The organism is Pseudomonas sp. Emmai, from assembly GCF_055179735.1.
This window is the reverse complement of sequence record NZ_CM143685.1, coordinates 158,489-175,306: the sequence shown is the minus strand read 5'-3', so window position 1 is coordinate 175,306 and position 16,818 is coordinate 158,489. Positions and strand designations below refer to the sequence as shown.

At 60.9% G+C, this 16,818-nt stretch carries 13 protein-coding genes; 7 read left to right on the top strand and 6 right to left on the bottom strand.

Annotation, left to right across the window (positions count from 1 at the left end):
- Window positions 1-81: 81 nt before the first annotated feature.
- A complete protein-coding gene (pdxY, locus tag ACY4LX_RS00800) occupies window positions 82-954 on the top strand; it encodes a pyridoxal kinase PdxY (protein WP_463258921.1) in 873 nt (290 codons plus the stop codon).
- Between the two features lie 114 nt (window positions 955-1,068).
- On the opposite strand, the gene ACY4LX_RS00795 is transcribed toward pdxY, so the two are convergent.
- Window positions 1,069-1,551: an acyl-CoA thioesterase gene (locus ACY4LX_RS00795; RefSeq protein WP_028620392.1), complete on the bottom strand. Its 483-nt coding sequence runs from the start codon at window positions 1,549-1,551 to the stop codon at window positions 1,069-1,071.
- Window positions 1,552-1,754: 203 nt separating this feature from the next.
- Here ACY4LX_RS00795 and ACY4LX_RS00790 point away from each other — a divergent pair, with 203 nt between their 5' ends.
- Window positions 1,755-3,518, top strand: a complete 1,764-nt coding sequence (locus tag ACY4LX_RS00790) for a cation:proton antiporter (protein WP_463258920.1) — start codon at window positions 1,755-1,757, stop codon at window positions 3,516-3,518.
- Window positions 3,519-3,540: 22 nt separating this feature from the next.
- Here ACY4LX_RS00790 and ACY4LX_RS00785 read toward each other — a convergent pair whose 3' ends face one another.
- From ACY4LX_RS00785 to uvrD, 4 genes are all read right to left on the bottom strand, one after another.
- Window positions 3,541-3,948: an SMI1/KNR4 family protein gene (locus ACY4LX_RS00785; RefSeq protein ID WP_007943369.1), complete on the bottom strand. Its 408-nt coding sequence runs from the start codon at window positions 3,946-3,948 to the stop codon at window positions 3,541-3,543.
- A gap of 148 nt (window positions 3,949-4,096) precedes the next feature.
- The gene (locus ACY4LX_RS00780) at window positions 4,097-4,963 is read right to left on the bottom strand and encodes a Tim44 domain-containing protein (protein WP_463258919.1); all 867 of its coding nucleotides are present in this window, start codon (window positions 4,961-4,963) and stop codon (window positions 4,097-4,099) included.
- Between the two features lie 179 nt (window positions 4,964-5,142).
- Entirely contained in the window at window positions 5,143-5,583 is a 441-nt protein-coding gene (locus tag ACY4LX_RS00775) for an EamA family transporter (protein WP_133835297.1), read from the bottom strand.
- Window positions 5,584-5,637: 54 nt separating this feature from the next.
- Window positions 5,638-7,821 carry a DNA helicase II gene (gene uvrD / locus ACY4LX_RS00770; protein ID WP_149659397.1) on the bottom strand — a complete coding sequence of 728 codons (2,184 nt, stop codon included), beginning with the start codon at window positions 7,819-7,821 and terminating at the stop codon, window positions 5,638-5,640.
- A 258-nt stretch (window positions 7,822-8,079) separates the two neighbouring features.
- Between uvrD and ACY4LX_RS00765 the strand changes: the two genes are divergently transcribed.
- From ACY4LX_RS00765 to ACY4LX_RS00755, 3 genes are all read left to right on the top strand, one after another.
- Window positions 8,080-10,953, top strand: coding sequence for an EAL domain-containing protein (locus tag ACY4LX_RS00765; RefSeq protein WP_149659398.1), 2,874 nt, complete (start codon window positions 8,080-8,082; stop codon window positions 10,951-10,953).
- Between the two features lie 135 nt (window positions 10,954-11,088).
- Window positions 11,089-11,955 (top strand): transcriptional regulator HexR, encoded by an 867-nt coding sequence (hexR, locus tag ACY4LX_RS00760; RefSeq protein ID WP_008027445.1) that lies wholly within the window; start codon window positions 11,089-11,091, stop codon window positions 11,953-11,955.
- A 220-nt stretch (window positions 11,956-12,175) separates the two neighbouring features.
- A complete protein-coding gene (locus ACY4LX_RS00755) occupies window positions 12,176-12,388 on the top strand; it encodes a PA3496 family putative envelope integrity protein (protein ID WP_149659400.1) in 213 nt (70 codons plus the stop codon).
- Here the strand turns inward: ACY4LX_RS00755 and ACY4LX_RS00750 are convergent.
- Entirely contained in the window at window positions 12,330-13,277 is a 948-nt protein-coding gene (locus ACY4LX_RS00750) for a LysR family transcriptional regulator (protein ID WP_166655962.1), read from the bottom strand. The genes ACY4LX_RS00755 and ACY4LX_RS00750 overlap by 59 nt on opposite strands.
- Window positions 13,278-13,482: 205 nt before the next feature.
- On the opposite strand from ACY4LX_RS00750, the gene ACY4LX_RS00745 reads away from it, so the two are divergent.
- Both ACY4LX_RS00745 and oadA read left to right on the top strand, forming a co-directional pair.
- Window positions 13,483-14,898 carry an acetyl-CoA carboxylase biotin carboxylase subunit gene (locus ACY4LX_RS00745; RefSeq protein ID WP_123408613.1) on the top strand — a complete coding sequence of 472 codons (1,416 nt, stop codon included), beginning with the start codon at window positions 13,483-13,485 and terminating at the stop codon, window positions 14,896-14,898.
- A gap of 100 nt (window positions 14,899-14,998) precedes the next feature.
- Window positions 14,999-16,807 (top strand): sodium-extruding oxaloacetate decarboxylase subunit alpha, encoded by a 1,809-nt coding sequence (gene oadA / locus ACY4LX_RS00740; protein WP_149659401.1) that lies wholly within the window; start codon window positions 14,999-15,001, stop codon window positions 16,805-16,807.
- Window positions 16,808-16,818: the final 11 nt, after the last annotated feature.

The window sequence follows — 16,818 nt, the reverse complement described above, 5'->3', positions numbered from 1 at the left end:
TGTCGCCGGTCTGTCGTACAGGCTGTGTTTAGTCGCATACTGCGCGGCTCGAATTTCAATCGTTTTACGGAAACTCACCGCATGAAACGTACGCCCCATCTGCTCGCCATCCAGTCCCACGTGGTGTTCGGCCACGCTGGCAACAGCGCCGCGGTTTTCCCGATGCAGCGGGTCGGGGTGAATGTCTGGCCGCTCAACACCGTGCAATTCTCCAACCACACGCAATACGGGCAGTGGGCGGGGGAAATTCTGCCGCCGCACCAGATCCCGGAGCTGGTGGAAGGCATCGCCGCGATCGGTGAACTGGGCAACTGCGATGCGGTGCTGTCCGGTTACCTTGGCAGTGCGGCCCAGGGCCGGGCGATCCTTACTGGCGTGGCACGGATCAAGTCGGTCAACCCGAAGGCGTTGTACCTGTGCGACCCGGTAATGGGCCATCCGGAGAAGGGTTGCAGCGTACCGGCCGAGGTCAGCGACTTCCTGCTGGAGGAAGCCGCCGCCGTGGCGGACTTCATGTGCCCGAATCAGCTGGAGCTGGACAGCTTCTCGGGGCGCAAGCCGCAGTCGTTGTTCGATTGCCTGGCCATGGCGCGAGCGCTGTTGGCGCGCGGTCCGAAGGCAGTACTGGTCAAGCATCTGGACTATCCCGGCAAACCGGAAGAAGTGTTCGAGATGCTGCTGGTGACCGCTGAGGGCAGTTGGCATTTGCGTCGGCCGTTGTTGGCGTTTCCGCGTCAGCCGGTAGGGGTCGGTGACCTGACGTCCGGGCTGTTCCTGGCCCGCGTGCTGTTGGGGGACAGCCTGGTGGCGGCGTTCGAATTCACCGCGGCCGCCGTGCATGAAGTGCTGCTGGAAACCCAGGCCTGCGCCAGCTATGAGCTGGAACTGGTGCGGGCGCAGGACCGGATCGCGCATCCGCGGGTGCGGTTCGAGGCGACGCCGATCAGCCTTTAAAAGCTTCGCGGGCAAGCCTCGCCCCTACAGGTTTGGGTTGATCACACATCATGTGTACGACGCAAATCCGTAGGAGCGAGGCTTGCCCGCGAAAGCGATCTCAAGCCAAACGCTTCAGACGTCGCCCTTGATCTCCTGATAGCGCTTTTCCAGTTCCTGACGAATCTGCCGACGCTGCTGGGCCTGGATGAAGCGGCGCTTGTCCTCGCTGTTCTGCGGTTGCAGCGGCGGGACGACGGCCGGTTTGCGCTGGTCATCCACCGCGACCATGGTGAAGAAGCAACTGTTGGTGTGGCGCACCGAGCGCTCGCGAATGTTTTCGGTCACCACCTTGATACCCACCTCCATCGAGGTGTTGCCGGTGTAGTTGACCGACGCCAGGAAGGTCACCAACTCGCCGACATGAATCGGCTCGCGGAAAATCACCTGGTCCACCGACAAGGTCACCACGTAGCGGCCGGCATAACGGCTGGCGCAGGCGTAGGCCACTTCGTCGAGGTATTTGAGCAGGGTGCCGCCGTGGACATTGCCAGAGAAGTTGGCCATGTCGGGGGTCATCAATACCGTCATCGACAGTTGGGCGTTTCCGGGTTCCATAGCGTTCTCACGGGTCAAGGCAGGATTTCGGGAGCGCACCTCTGCGGGTGCGTGGTCGGCTTTTCAAAACCAACAGTTATCGGGACGCCGGGCAGGGGGCTGCCGTCACGCGCGGATCGATCTGTTTCCATATATTGCACCGCCTTTCTGCCGGAAGTCGCGGTGTTACGCTCCGGGAAGTCGATTTCAAGGAGCCCCATACCATGCATGCCATCAGTTTCATCCAGGATCTGGCAGTGATCATGTTGGTCGCAGGTGTGGTGACCGTGCTCTTTCACCGGTTCAAGCAACCGGTGGTCCTCGGCTACATCGTCGCCGGTTTCATCATCGGCCCGCACACCCCGCCGTTCGGCCTGATCCACGACGAAGAGACGATCAAGACCCTCGCCGAACTCGGGGTGATTTTCCTGATGTTCTGCCTGGGCCTGGAGTTCAGCCTGCGCAAGCTGTTCAAGGTCGGGGCCACGGCGTTTATCGCGGCGTTCCTGGAAATCGTGCTGATGATCTGGATCGGCTACGAAATCGGCCGCTGGTTTGACTGGAACACCATGGATTCGCTGTTCCTCGGGGCGATCCTGGCGATTTCCTCGACCACCATCATCGTCAAGGCCCTCAACGACCTGAAGATGAAGAACGAGCGCTTCGCCCAGTTGATCTTCGGCGTGCTGATTGTCGAAGACATTCTCGGCATCGGCATCATCGCCTTGCTGTCGAGCATCGCCCTCAGCGGTACCGTCAGCTCGGGCGAAGTGTTCTCCACGGTCGGCAAACTCTCGCTGTTCATGATCGTCGCACTGGTCATCGGCATCCTGCTGGTGCCACGATTGTTGGCCTACGTGGCCAAGTTCGAAAGCAACGAGATGCTGTTGATCACCGTGCTGGGCTTGTGTTTCGGCTTCTGCCTGCTGGTGGTCAAACTCGAATACAGCATGGTCCTCGGCGCCTTCCTGATTGGCGCGATCATGGCCGAATCCCGGCAGTTACTGAAGATCGAACGCCTGATCGAGCCGGTTCGCGACCTGTTCAGCGCGATCTTCTTCGTGGCCATCGGGCTGATGCTCGACCCGCTGATCCTGCTGCAATACGCCTGGCCGATCGCGGTGATCACTGTGGCCGTGGTGCTGGGCAAGATGTTGTCCTGCGGCCTCGGCGCCTTTATCGCCGGCAATGACGGACGTACCTCACTGCGGGTCGGGATGGGTCTGTCACAGATTGGCGAATTTTCCTTCATCATCGCCGCGTTGGGCATGACGCTGCAGGTCACCAGCAATTTCCTCTATCCAGTGGCCGTGGCGGTATCGGTGATTACCACGCTGCTGACGCCCTACCTGATCCGCGCCGCCGATCCACTGTCGATCAAGCTGGCGGCGGTCATGCCGGGGCGCCTGAGCCGCGTGTTGGGGATGTATGGCGAATGGCTGCGCAGCATTCAGCCGCAAGGCGAGGGCGCACTGCTGGCGTCGATGATTCGGCGGATTCTGTTGCAGGTGGGGGTCAATCTGGCGCTGGTGATCGCGATCTTCTTTTCGGGCGCGTTTTTCGCCGAGCGCATGTCGGAGTACCTGCAAGCCTGGATCAGCGAGCCGAGCTGGCAAAAAGCGTTGATCTGGGGTGGGGCGTTGCTGTTGTCGCTGCCCTTCCTGATCGCCGCCTATCGCAAGCTCAAGGCGCTGTCGATGCTGCTGGCGGAGATGGGCGTGAAGCCGGAGATGGCGGGCCGTCACACGCAGCGAGTGCGCCGGGTGATCGCCGAAGTGATCCCGATCCTCTCGCTGCTGGTGATTTTCCTGCTGCTGGCAGCCTTGTCGGCCAGTATTCTGCCGACCAACAAGTTGCTGGTGCTGATCGCCGTGGTCACGGCCGCCGTAGCGGCGCTGCTCTGGCGCTGGTTCATCCGCGTGCACACGCGCATGCAGGTGGCCTTGCTGGAAACCCTGGACAACCACAAGGAATCGTCAGGGCATTGACCACCCGGGGGCGCCGGGCGAATCAGCTTTCCAGCCAGACGTCCCGCGCCCAGTGCCAGACCGATTCCCAGGTTTCTTCGGCAATCAGTTCTTCTTCGGCTTGCCACAGCACCACGGTGCCGTCTTCTTCGACCAGGTAGTAGTCGTCACCGTCCTGGCAGATCGGGATCATGCTGCGGTCCACGCCAGCGTCCCAGGCGTTGGCGGCAACGTCCGGCAGGTAGGTGTGGGATTGTGGGTCGGTCACGGTGACCGGCTCCAGGCTGCCGTAGACCACATCGCTGACGGTCAGCAAAAATTCTCTGAAGACGAACGGGATGTCGATGAACAGCTGTTCTTCGATTTCCACGATCTGATCTTCGTCCGGCAACTCCAAGGGGACCGGTACCGGTTCGTTGGCTTCACGCAGTTGTTCGATGATTTCTTCCACGTCCGGGATCCTCTTGCTTGATGGCGCGGTTTAGTTGGGGCGGTTTATACAGTAGCTCGCTATAGATGCAACCGCGAAATAGAAAACCCCGGCCGAGGCCGGGGCTTTTTATAGGGATAACATTGCGACAGGCTTAACGCGCGTCGGTTCAGCCGTTCTGGCGGATACCGGCGACCAGCCAAGGCTGGTTCTCACCCTGTGCGCGTTCCATGTTCCAGCTTTCGCTGAACACTTCGCCCTGGTCGAAACGCGAGGTCTTCGACAAACCGCTGAAGGTCAGGGTGGCGATGGTCTTGTCCGCACGATCATCCACGCCGTCCAGTTGGACATTGAGGTTATCGATGTAGGTCGACTGGAAGCCGTCGCCCAGGTCGGCACGTTCGCGCTTGAGGAACTCCAGCATTTGCGGGGTCACGAACTCGGCGATCTTGTCCATTTCGTTGGCGTCCCAGTGCTGCTGCAGCGACTGGAAGTGACTGCGGGCCGCTTCGATGAAGTTCTGTTCATTGAACCAGGCGGGAGCGTTGATCACCGGACGAGCGGCAGGTGCTGCCGAGCCACCGAAGATCGAACCGCTGGCCGGCTTGTTCTCGAACGTTTCGCGATGCATCGGCGCGCCAGCCGGAGCCAGGTGCTCCTGTTGCTTGCGGCGACGTGCGGCGATGAAACGGAAGATCAGGAAGGCGATGACGGCCATGATCAGGATGTCGAAGATCTGCATGCCCTGGAAGCCGCCGCCCATGAACATGGAGGCCAGCAGGCCACCGGCCGCGAGACCGGCCAGAGGGCCGAGCCAGCGCGAAGCACCGCCGGCTTTGGCCGCAGCGCCTGCGGCACCGGCAGCACCTGCGGTTGCAGCAGCGCCGCCCGCAGCCGAAGAAGGCGCCATCTGGCTGGTCTGGTGGGTCGGCGCAGCGCCGGCGCTTTTGCCGCCGCCAAAGCGTTTGGCATTGGCGTCGAGGCTCATCGTCAGGCCGATACACAGCGCCATGGCGATGCTAAGAAAACGTTTCATAAGGGGAATTCCCATTTGTGGATTGCACGCCGGCCATGTTGCACAGCTGAAGTGTCACTGGCTAGCGGCAGAGTGTTTCGGGCTTTTGCCTGACAGGTTGCGTTCAGCTTCAGTCAGCGCAATAGGGCCTTTTACCTTTCGTCCGTAGGACAAGTGGATAAGTGTTGTAGGAAGGAAACCTAGCGTCGCAGCGCCAGCAGGACCACACCGGCCGTGATCAAACCGATCCCGCCCCATTGGCGCAGGTCCAGTCTTTCGCCCAGCAGGATCACCCCGAGCACCGCCACCAGCACCACGCTGAGTTTGTCGACGGGAGCGACCAACGAGGCCGGGCCGAGTTTCAGCGCACGGAAGTAGCAGATCCATGACGCACCGGTCGCCAGCCCTGACAGCAGCAGGAACAGATAGCTTCTGGCAGAGATTGATCCTAATGACTGATATTGGCCCGTGGCGTACAAAATCAAGGCCAGGCTGACGAGTACCACCATCGTGCGCAGGAGGGTGGCGAAGTCGGAATTGACGTTTTCGATGCCGATCTTCGCAAAGATGGCGGTCATGGCGGCGAATACCGCCGACAACAGGGCCCAGAATGTCCAGGAGGAAAAGAAGCCTGAGCCCATGAACGTTCCTCCATTGATCATTCCCACGCCGAGCGTGGGAATGATCTGGCTGTACTAGATCGCTTCCAGCTTCGCGTAACCCAGCATCAACCACTTGCTGCCTTCACCAAAGTTCACCTGCACCCGAGCCTGGGCCCCGGCGCCTTCGAAGTTCAGGATCACGCCATCGCCAAACACCGAATGCCGCACGGCCTGGCCCAGGCTGAAACCGGTGTCCGGAATCTCGCTGCCGCCGAACAGACTGCTGGAACTCTGCTGCTGGCCACCGCCGAACGGACGGCTGACGCTGTTGGACAACCGCACTTCCTGGATCAGGCCTTTCGGCACTTCCCGTACGAAACGCGACACCTTGTTGTAGGTCTCGCTGCCGTACAGGCGTCGGGTTTCAGCATAGGTCATCACCAGGTTTTGCATGGCCCGGGTGATGCCGACGTAGGCCAGGCGCCGTTCTTCTTCAAGACGACCGGGTTCTTCCAGGCTCATCTTGTGCGGGAACAAGCCTTCTTCCATGCCCACCAGGAACACGTAAGGGAATTCCAGGCCTTTGGCGCTGTGCAGGGTCATCAGCTGAATACTGTCTTCATGCTCGTCGGCCTGGGTGTCGCCAGCTTCCAGCGACGCATGACCGAGGAACGCTGACAGTGGCGTCAGGTCTTCGTCTTCTTCGGTGTTCTCGAAGTTGCGCGCGGCGCTGACCAGTTCCTCAAGGTTTTCCACCCGAGCCTGGCCTTTCTCGCCTTTTTCCGCTTCGTGGTAGGCAATCAGCCCGGACTGCTCGATGACGGTCTGGGTCATCAGGTGCAGCGGCATGTCCAGGCACTTGGCGGCGAGGTTCTCGATCAGCTCGATAAACGCCCCGAGTGCGCCGGCGGCACGACCGGTCAGGCCTTTATTGGCGACCAGCAGACGCATCGCTTCCCACATCGACACATCGCTGTGACGGGCGTGGTCGCGGATCGCTTCGACGGTTTTCTCGCCAATACCGCGAGCCGGCACGTTGATTACCCGTTCCAGCGCCGCATCGTTGCCACGGCCTTCCAGCAACCGCATATAAGCCATGGCGTTCTTGATTTCCGCCCGCTCGAAGAAGCGCTGACCGCCATAGATGCGATACGGAATGCGCTCGCGCAGCAAGGCTTCTTCCAAAACGCGGGATTGGGCGTTGGAGCGGTACAAAATCGCGATATCGCTGCGGGCCAAGCCGGTTTTCAGCGCGCTTTCGATGGTTTCCACCACATAGCGTGCTTCATCGTGCTCGTTGAACGCGGCGTACAGGTTGATCGCTTCGCCTTCACCTCCATCGGTCCACAGCTCTTTGCCCATGCGCCCGGTGTTGTTGGCGATCAGGGCGTTGGCAGCCTTGAGGATGCCGGCGGTGGAGCGATAGTTTTGCTCCAGGCGAATGGTTTCCGCATCGGGGAAGTCGTCGGAATACTGATAGATGTTCTCGATTTTCGCCCCGCGCCAGCCGTAGATCGACTGGTCGTCGTCGCCGACCACCATCAGGCTGTCGCCGCCCTTGGCCAGCAGACGCAACCACGCGTACTGCACGGCGTTGGTGTCCTGGAACTCGTCCACCAGGATGTGCCGGAAGCGCTTCTGGTAATGCGCCAGCAGACCGGGATTGTCGCGCCACAGATCGAGGGCGCGCAGCAGCAGTTCGGAGAAGTCGATGACGCCGGCACGCACGCACGCAGCCTCGTAGGCTTCATAAATGCTGCGCATGGTCGCCAGGAACAGGTCGCCACTGGCTTGAATGTGTTGCGGGCGCAGACCTTCGTCTTTCTGCCCGTTGATAAACCACTGGGCCTGACGGGCCGGCCAGCGTTGCTCATCCAGGCCCAGCTCGCGGATCACCCGCTTGACCAGTCGTTGCTGATCGTCGCTGTCGAGAATCTGGAAGGTCTGGCTCAGCTTGGCTTCCTGCCAGTGCGCCCGCAGCAAGCGGTGCGCCAGGCCGTGGAAGGTGCCAACCCACATGCCGGCCGGGTTCAGCCCCATCAACTGCTCGATGCGATGACGCATCTCGGCAGCGGCCTTATTGGTGAAGGTCACCGACAGGATGGAGTGGGGCGAGGCGTTTTCGACCTGGATCAACCAGGCGATACGGTGCACCAGCACTCGGGTTTTACCGGAGCCAGCACCGGCCAGGACCAACTGACGACCCACGGAGGCAGCTACGGCCTGGCGTTGGGCATCGTTGAGGGAGTTCAGCAGAAGGGAGAGATCATCGCGCATCGGGGCATTCTAGGGGGCGGCGCCACACCGGGCAAACATCGCTTTGATTTAGCCGATGAAAGATCGAGGGAGGACGACCGGTCGGTCACTGGCTGCAGGCGGCGGCGGGGCTCGCTCGGGCACTTTTTCAGCGACACCGTCGGTCGAGACTTTGGTCTACTTTGTGATCTGGAGCAGTTTGGTCATCGCCATTGCTTGTGTATGCTCCGTGCAGAATTCGGGCTCACCACGCTCCATATAAGAACAAGAAAATTGCCTATGACCCTCAGCTCCGACCTGTCGGGCCCCTCCGTGGAGCCCCGGGTTATCCGTAAACAGTACGCCATGGAAATGGCGGTCGAGCGCACGCGCCTGCTGTACCAGGGCTCGCTGTTGCCGACGCTGTTCATGCTGATCAATGGCCTGGTCTGCGCCGGTTTGCTCTGGAGCCCGCAGCGCTACTTCCTGGTCAGCGTCTGGCTGGTCTGGTTGTTGTCACTGGTGGCGCTGCGGGTGATCCAGGTGGCGGCCTTCGATTCGGCGATTCCCAACCGCCAGGCCCATCCGATCTGGATCCGCATGTTTTTGCTCGGCTCGGCCATGACCGGCCTGACCCTCGCCGGCGCCGGCATCGCCCTGGTCCCTGCCGACACCTTCATCCAGCAAGCCTGGGTCTTCGGCCTGATCGGTGCCGCCGCGCTCTCGGCCAGCGTGGCCTACGCCGTCAGCCTTCCTGCGTTTCTCTCCTTTACCTTGCCCTGCCTGTTGCCGGCCATCGGCTATATGTTCTGGGGTGGCGACGTCCAGCAGCAGGGCTGGGGATGGTTCGGGCTGATTCTGCTGGGCGCTTTGAGTGTCGTGGCCTGGCAGGTCAATCGGCTGATTGATCGCGGCTTGCTTCGGCGCTTTCAGAATCAGGCGTTGATCGAGCATTTGCAGCTTGCTCAAACCCAGGGCGAGCAACTTAATCACGAACTGGCCAAGGAAATCGATCAGCGCCGCAGCGCCGAAGAAGAGCTGCGCGAAGCCCAGGTCGAACTGGAAAACCGCGTGGCCGAGCGTAGCCAGGAACTGAACACCGCCACCCAAGCCCTGAGCAAAAGCGAAGCGCGCCTGGCGCTGGCGTTGAAGGCCAGCGAATTGGGACTGTGGGACTGGAACCTGCAAACCGATGAAGTCCATCACACGCAAATCCAGGAGTTGTTCGGCCTGGCGCCGGAATACGTGACCGCCATGCTCAGCCACCTCCGGCCGCGGCTGCACCCCGATGACGTGCCGCCCCTCAAGCGCGCGCTGGTCGAGCATTTGAAGGGCCGTAGCGAGGATTACCAGATCGAATACCGCGTGCGCCATGGCGATGGCCATTGGGTCTGGATCGAAGACCGGGGCCGGGCCGTGGAGCGCAGCGAAAATGGCCGGGTCGTGCGCATGGTCGGCACCCGCCGCGACATCAGCGCCAGCAAAGGCCAGGAGGAACAGCGACAACTGGCGGCGACGGTGTTCGAAGCGGCCAGCGAGGGCATCGTGATCTTCGATCCGAATTACGCGCTGATCGCAGTCAACCAGGCCTTCAGCCGTGTCACCGGTTACGACATCGAGGACATGCTGGGGCGCAACGTCGTCGAGTTGCCTTGCAGTCGTGATGCCCGTCGGCACTACAGCGCGATTCATCAAGCCTTGGAGCAGCACGGCAGTTGGCAAGGCGAACTGGTGGAAACCCGCAAGAACGGCGAGCTGTATCCGCAGTGGCTGCAATTGAACGCGGTGCGCGATAGTCGCGGAAAGGTCAGTCATATTGTCGGCTTCTTCGCCGATCTGTCCGCGCGGCGCGAATCCGAAGAGCGCATGCGCTACCTGACCCATTACGACGAACTCACCGGCCTGGCCAACCGTTCGCTGTTCCGCGAACGGCTGCACGAGGCCCATCAACGGGTGCGACAGGGCGGGCGACGCAGTTTGGCGTTGCTGCACATCAATCTCGATCGTTTCAAGCTGCTCAATGACAGCCTCGGCCATGAAATCGCCGACCAGTTATTGCAGAAAATGGCCCGGCGGCTGGTGAATGCGCTGCCGGAAGCGGACACCATCGCGCGGCTCTCCGGGGATGAGTTCGCGGTGTTGTTTGATGCCTATGGCAACTTGTCGAGCCTGGCCCGGGTGGCGACGCGATTGTCGTCCAAGCTGCGTTTGCCGGTGACGGTGGAGGGGCATGAACTGGTGGTCAGCGCGTCCATGGGCATCAGCATGTTGCCGGACAATGCGCGGGAGATTTCCGCGTTGGTGAGCCAGTCGAACATGGCCATGCAACACGCCAAACACCTGGGCGGCAACAATTTCCAGTTCTACACCGACAGCCTGCAAGCCAGCACGCTTGAGCGTTTGCAACTCGAGAATCAACTGCGCAAAGCCATCGAAGAAAAGCAGTTGAAGGTGTTCTACCAGCCGAAACTGTGCCTCGCCACCGGCCGCTTGAACGCTGCCGAGGCGCTGGTGCGCTGGGACCATCCGACCATGGGCCGGGTGCCGCCCAACGATTTCATCGGCTTGGCCGAGGAAACCGGGCTCATTGGTCCGATCGGCGAGTTCGTGCTGCGCCAGGCCTGCTGGCAAGCCTGCGAATGGCAGCGCCAGGGGCTTGAACCGATCCGGGTGTCGGTCAATTTGTCGGTGCATCAATTGCGTCAGGGCAAACTGGTCAGCCTGGTGCGTCAGGTGCTGGAAGAAACCGGCCTGGCGCCGCATTACCTGGAACTGGAACTGACCGAAAGCCAATTGCTGGACAGCGTCGAACACATCATCGCGACCTTCCAGCAACTGCGCGATCTGGGGGTGAAACTGGCAATCGACGATTTTGGCACCGGTTATTCGTCCCTGAGTTATCTCAAGCGCATCCCGGTGGATTACGTGAAGATCGATCAGGCGTTTATTCGTGGCTTGGGGGAGGGCGGCGAGGATGCGGCGATTACCCGGGCGATCATCGCCATGGCCCATGGCTTGTCGCTCAAAGTCGTGGCCGAAGGCGTGGAGCGCGTCGAGCAACTGGAGTTTCTGCAAGCCGAGCGCTGCGATGAAGTGCAGGGCTATTTGATCAGTCGTCCAGTGGAAGCCGCTGATCTGGCTGAGCTGCTGCGCGCGGACGCAAAACCCCTGTAAGTGCTACATGGAGCGCGCGACGCGTGGAATGGGGGCATTGAGTTACGCATTGAGCAGGCAAAAAGCCGATTCATGTAGTATAACTACAAGCGTGCTACATCCCCGGCAACTGCCAATAACAAAGAGTCCACCCCTTTGAATCTGCTGCAACACATCGCCCAGTCCCGTCACCTGTTACGCAAGTCGGAGCTCAAGGTCGCCGACCATGTGCTGCTTGACCCTGCGGCGGTGATGCACAGCTCCATGGCCGACCTGGCCCACAGCGTGGGGATCAGCGAGCCGACCATCGTGCGCTTTTGTCGTGCTATCGGTTGCTCCGGTTTCCAGGATTTGAAACTGAAGCTGGCGCAGAGCCTGGCAGCCGGTGCGAGTTTCGGGCAGTTCGCGATTCATGAAGACGATTCGGTCGCTGACTACAGCCTGAAAATCTTCGACACCACCCTGCACACGTTGATGGAGGTTCGCGAGAAGCTCGATCCGGTGGAATTGCAGCGGGCGGTGTCGCTGATGTCCCAGGCGCAGCGTGTTGAGTTCTATGGCTTTGGCGCGTCGGGTGCAGTGGCGGCGGATGCCCAGCACAAGTTCTTCCGTTTGCTGCTGACGGCCGCTGCGTATTCCGACCCGCACATGCAGGCGATGTCGGCGGTGACCCTGAAGCCTACCGACGTAGCAATCTGTATTTCCCAGTCCGGGCGTTCCAAGGATTTGTTGATCACGGCGAATCTGGTCCGCGAAAGCGGCGCTTCGCTGATTACCTTGTGCCCGAGCCAGACGCCATTGGCCGAGCTGTCGACCGTCAACTTGGCGATCGATGTGCACGAAGACACCGAAATCTATACGCCGCTGACTTCGCGCATCGCCCACCTGGTGGTGATCGACGTGTTGGCGATGGGCGTGGCCATGGCGCGCGGGCCGAGCCTGGTCAACCACCTCAAGAGCGTCAAGCGCAGCCTTCGCAGCTTGCGGTTGTCGCCCAAATCGGTGAAAGCGCTGGACGATTGATCACTGCGCGGCTCTTGTGGCGAGGGGGCTTGCCCCCGTTCGGCTGCGCAGCAGTCGCAAAATCTCTGGGTCCGCTCCGCGACCCAACGGGGGCAAGCCCCCTCGCCACAATGCAATGTGCCAAAGCACAAACTTTCATCTCCCTGTAACCCACCCGCCGCCAAACCGTCATCCCCCGCGTTCATCGTGTAACTCCCGTACTCGACTTGGGAGACCTGCAATGGCCCAGCCCTACGAAGAACGCAACAGCGCCCTCAAAACCCGTCGCCAGCAAGAAGACCAGCGCCGCATGGAATTTCGCCGCGCTATCGAAGATCGCTGCGAACGCCGTCAGCTTCTGGCCGAAATCGGCGATTTCCCGGACGACCTGGAACTCAATTACTGGCAGGCAGCACCGGCAACTTCCCGTCGAAACGCTCAACCAACGCGCTGATTTGCACCCGTTCGCTGCGGATAAACGCCAGGAAGGCGTGCGCCACCGGTGACAGGCGTTTGGCTTTGGCCTGCACCAGGCACCAACTGCGATACAGCGGCAGCTCCTCGACCGGCAACTCAATGAGCGCGCCGGTCGCCAACTCCAGGTTCAGGGCGTGGCGCGTCAACAAGGCCAGGCCCAGACCCGCCAACACACACTCACGCTGGGCTTCCGCCGACGCGACCTCCTGGGTCTGGGTGAAGTGCACGCGCTTCTCTTTGAAATACTCTTCGCACGCCATCCGCGTACCGGAACCCGGCTCACGCATCAGCAGCGTGTACGGCTCCAGATCCTGCAAACGCAGCGGTCCCATGTGGCACAGCGGATGATCCGGCGGCGCTACGGCCACGATCGGGTTATTGAGGAACGGCAGGAATTCCAGGCCCATGTCCTGGGGCACCATCGACATGATCACCAGATCATCGCGGTTATCCGACAGGCGCCGGATCACCTGGCCACGGTTAACGACCGTCAGGTGCAGGTTCACTTCCGGGTGCTGGCGCTTGAAGGCGGCGAACAGGTGCGGCACGAAGTACTTGGCGCTGGATTCCACTGCCAGTTTCAGCTGACCCTGCAACGAGCCCTGCATGTCCGACAACTGCATGTCGAGGTTTTCCAGGCGTCCGAAAATGTCCCGGCTGGCGCGCTGAAGCGCTTCCGCCGCTTCGGTCATGTAGAGTTTTTTGCCGACGTAATCGAACAACGGCTGACCGATCAGCTCCTCAAGTTGACGAATCTGTAGGCTCACGGCAGGTTGTGTGAGAGACATTTCCTCAGCCGCGCGGCTGTAGGACCTCAGATCACAGACTTCATTGAAAATCTGCAATTGACGCAATGTCATACGCATCAATGACTTACGCATTATTCGAAGGCTCCGGCCACAGGCTGATGCCTCAACTATAAGTCTTTACTTATGGCTAACCCAATTATTAATCATTTTTGTTAATCCCTCATGGGGGCTAGTGTGGGGCTGCGACTAAATCGAAACATTTAGTCACGCGTCGACCTGGTCTAGCAGGTCGTGGGTACCACCGGCTCAAGGGAACCTCCAAGTGATAACAAAGATCCTGATCGCCAACCGTGGTGAGATTGCCGTACGAATCGTGCGTGCCTGCGCCGAGATGGGCATTCGCTCGGTCGCGGTCTACTCCGACGCCGACCGGCACGCCTTGCACGTCAAACGTGCGGACGAAGCCCACAGCATCGGTGCCGACCCGCTGGCCGGTTACCTGAACCCGCGCAAGCTGGTGAACCTGGCCGTGGAAACCGGTTGCGATGCATTGCACCCCGGCTACGGTTTCCTTTCGGAAAACGCCGAACTGGCAGACATTTGCGCCGAACGCGGCATCAAATTCATTGGTCCATCGGCTGAAGTCATTCGCCGCATGGGCGACAAGACCGAAGCCCGCCGCAGCATGATCAAGGCTGGCGTCCCGGTCACTCCCGGCACCGAGGGCAACGTGGCGGACATCGCCGAGGCGCTGGTCGAAGGCGACCGCATCGGTTACCCGGTGATGCTCAAAGCCACCTCCGGTGGTGGCGGCCGCGGCATTCGTCGCTGCAACAGCCGCGATGAACTCGAACAAGCCTTCCCCAGGGTGATTTCCGAAGCGACCAAGGCCTTTGGTTCGGCGGAAGTGTTCCTGGAAAAATGCATCGTCAACCCGAAACACATTGAAGCGCAGATCCTGGGCGACAGCTTTGGCAATGTGGTGCACCTGTTCGAGCGCGACTGCTCGATTCAGCGTCGTAACCAGAAGCTGATCGAAATCGCCCCGAGCCCGCAGCTGACCCCGGAACAGCGCGCCTACATTGGCGACCTGTCGGTGCGTGCGGCCAAGGCCGTGGGTTACGAAAACGCCGGCACCGTGGAGTTCCTGCTCGCCGAGGGCGAGGTGTACTTCATGGAGATGAACACCCGGGTGCAGGTGGAACACACCATCACCGAAGAAATCACCGGCATCGACATTGTGCGTGAGCAGATCCGCATTGCGTCGGGCCTGCCGCTTTCGGTGAAGCAGGAAGACATCCAGCACCGTGGCTTTGCGTTGCAGTTCCGGATCAACGCCGAAGACCCGAAAAACAACTTCCTGCCGAGCTTCGGCAAGATCACCCGTTATTACGCACCCGGCGGCCCCGGCGTACGTACCGACACGGCGATCTACACCGGCTACACCATTCCGCCGTTCTATGACTCCATGTGCCTGAAACTGGTGGTGTGGGCGTTGACCTGGGAAGAGGCGATGGACCGTGGCTTGCGCGCCCTCGACGACATGCGTCTGCAAGGGGTCAAGACCACCGCCGCGTACTACCAGGAAATCCTGCGCAACCCGGAATTCCGTAGCGGCCAGTTCAATACCAGCTTCGTTGAAGCCCACCCTGAACTGACCAACTACTCGATCAAGCGCAAACCCGAAGAGCTGGCCCTGGCCATCGCTGCCGCCATCGCCGCACACGCGGGTTTATGAATAAACAGCGGCAAGCTTTTAGCTGCAAGCGGCAAGTAAGAGCAGATTGGCTTTTTCTTGCGGCTTGTAGCTTGGAGCTTGAAGCTCTGAGGAGATACCAATGACTAAGAAAATCTTCGTCACCGACACCATCCTGCGCGACGCCCACCAATCGCTGCTCGCCACCCGCATGCGCACCGAAGACATGCTGCCGATCTGCGACAAGCTCGACAAAGTCGGCTACTGGTCGCTGGAATGCTGGGGCGGTGCGACGTTCGACGCCTGCGTACGCTTCCTGAAGGAAGACCCATGGGAGCGCCTGCGCCAACTGCGCGCCGCACTGCCTAACACGCGTCTGCAAATGCTCCTGCGTGGCCAGAACCTGCTGGGCTACCGCCATTACAGCGACGACGTGGTCAAAGCCTTCGTCGCCAAGGCCGCGGTCAACGGCATCGACGTGTTCCGCATCTTCGATGCCATGAACGACGTGCGTAACCTGCGCGTGGCCATCGAAGCCGTAAAAGCGGCCGGCAAACATGCCCAGGGCACCATCGCCTACACCACCAGCCCGGTGCACACCATCGACGCGTTCGTGGCCCAAGCCCGGCAAATGGAAGCCATGGGTTGCGACTCGGTGGCGATCAAGGACATGGCCGGCCTGCTGACCCCGTACGCTACCGGCGAACTGGTCAAGGCGCTGAAATCCGAGCAGTCGCTGCCGGTGTTCATTCACTCCCACGACACCTCGGGCATGGCCACCATGTGCCAACTCAAGGCCATCGAAAACGGTGCCGATCACATCGACACCGCGATCTCCAGCTTCGCCTCGGGCACCAGCCACCCGGGCACCGAATCGATGGTCGCCGCCCTTAAAGGCAGCGAGTTCGACACCGGCCTGAATCTGGAGCTGCTGCAAGAGATCGGCCTGTACTTCTACGCCGTGCGCAAGAAGTACCACCAGTTCGAAAGCGAATTCACCGCCGTCGACACCCGCGTGCAGGTCAATCAGGTGCCGGGCGGGATGATTTCCAACCTGGCCAACCAGCTGAAAGAGCAGGGCGCACTCAATCGCATGGGCGAAGTGCTGGCCGAAATCCCGCGGGTTCGCGAAGACCTCGGCTTCCCGCCGCTGGTGACGCCGACCTCGCAAATCGTCGGTACCCAGGCGTTCTTCAACGTGCTGGCCGGCGAGCGCTACAAAACCATCACCAACGAAGTGAAGCTCTACCTGCAAGGCGGCTACGGCAAGGCGCCGGGCACCGTGAACGAGAAACTGCGTCGCCAGGCCATCGGCAGCGAAGAGGTGATCGACGTTCGTCCGGCCGACCTGCTCAAGCCGGAAATGACCAAGCTGCGTGCCGAAATCGGTGCCGTGGCCAAGTCCGAAGAAGACGTGCTGACCTACGCCATGTTCCCGGACATCGGCCGCAAGTTCCTCGAGGAGCGCAACGCCGGCACCCTGACACCTGAAGTGTTGCTGCCCATTCCTGAAGCCGGCGGCGTGACCTCGGCCAGTGGCGAAGGCGTGCCGACCGAGTTCGTCATCGACGTCCACGGCGAAACCTACCGCGTCGACATCACCGGTGTCGGCGTCAAGGCTGAAGGCAAGCGCCACTTCTACCTGTCCATCGACGGCATGCCGGAAGAAGTGGTGTTCGAACCGCTCAACGAATTCGTCAGCGGCGGCAGCAGCAAACGCAAGCAAGCCACAGCGCCGGGCCACGTCAGCACCACCATGCCGGGCAACATCGTCGATGTGCTGGTCAAGGAAGGCGACACCGTGAAAGCTGGCCAGTCCGTGCTGATCACCGAAGCGATGAAGATGGAAACCGAAGTGCAAGCCGCCATCGCCGGCAAAGTCACCGCCATCCACGTGGCCAAGGGCGACCGGGTGAACCCGGGCGAAATCCTGATCGAGATCGAAGGCTGATTTAACAGCCC

Bases quoted from the DNA above. Each gene is read 5' to 3' on its own strand.
- uvrD (WP_149659397.1), bottom strand. From the start codon at position 7,821: ATGCGCGATGATCTCTCCCTTCTGCTGAACTCCCTCAACGATGCCCAA.
- ACY4LX_RS00790 (WP_463258920.1), top strand. From the start codon at position 1,755: ATGCATGCCATCAGTTTCATCCAGGATCTGGCAGTGATCATGTTGGTC.
- ACY4LX_RS00755 (WP_149659400.1), top strand. From the start codon at position 12,176: ATGGCCCAGCCCTACGAAGAACGCAACAGCGCCCTCAAAACCCGTCGC.
- ACY4LX_RS00775 (WP_133835297.1), bottom strand. From the start codon at position 5,583: ATGGGCTCAGGCTTCTTTTCCTCCTGGACATTCTGGGCCCTGTTGTCG.
- pdxY (WP_463258921.1), top strand. From the start codon at position 82: ATGAAACGTACGCCCCATCTGCTCGCCATCCAGTCCCACGTGGTGTTC.
- ACY4LX_RS00765 (WP_149659398.1), top strand. From the start codon at position 8,080: ATGACCCTCAGCTCCGACCTGTCGGGCCCCTCCGTGGAGCCCCGGGTT.
- ACY4LX_RS00750 (WP_166655962.1), bottom strand. From the start codon at position 13,277: ATGCGTATGACATTGCGTCAATTGCAGATTTTCAATGAAGTCTGTGAT.
- ACY4LX_RS00795 (WP_028620392.1), bottom strand. From the start codon at position 1,551: ATGGAACCCGGAAACGCCCAACTGTCGATGACGGTATTGATGACCCCC.
- ACY4LX_RS00780 (WP_463258919.1), bottom strand. From the start codon at position 4,963: ATGAAACGTTTTCTTAGCATCGCCATGGCGCTGTGTATCGGCCTGACG.
- oadA (WP_149659401.1), top strand. From the start codon at position 14,999: ATGACTAAGAAAATCTTCGTCACCGACACCATCCTGCGCGACGCCCAC.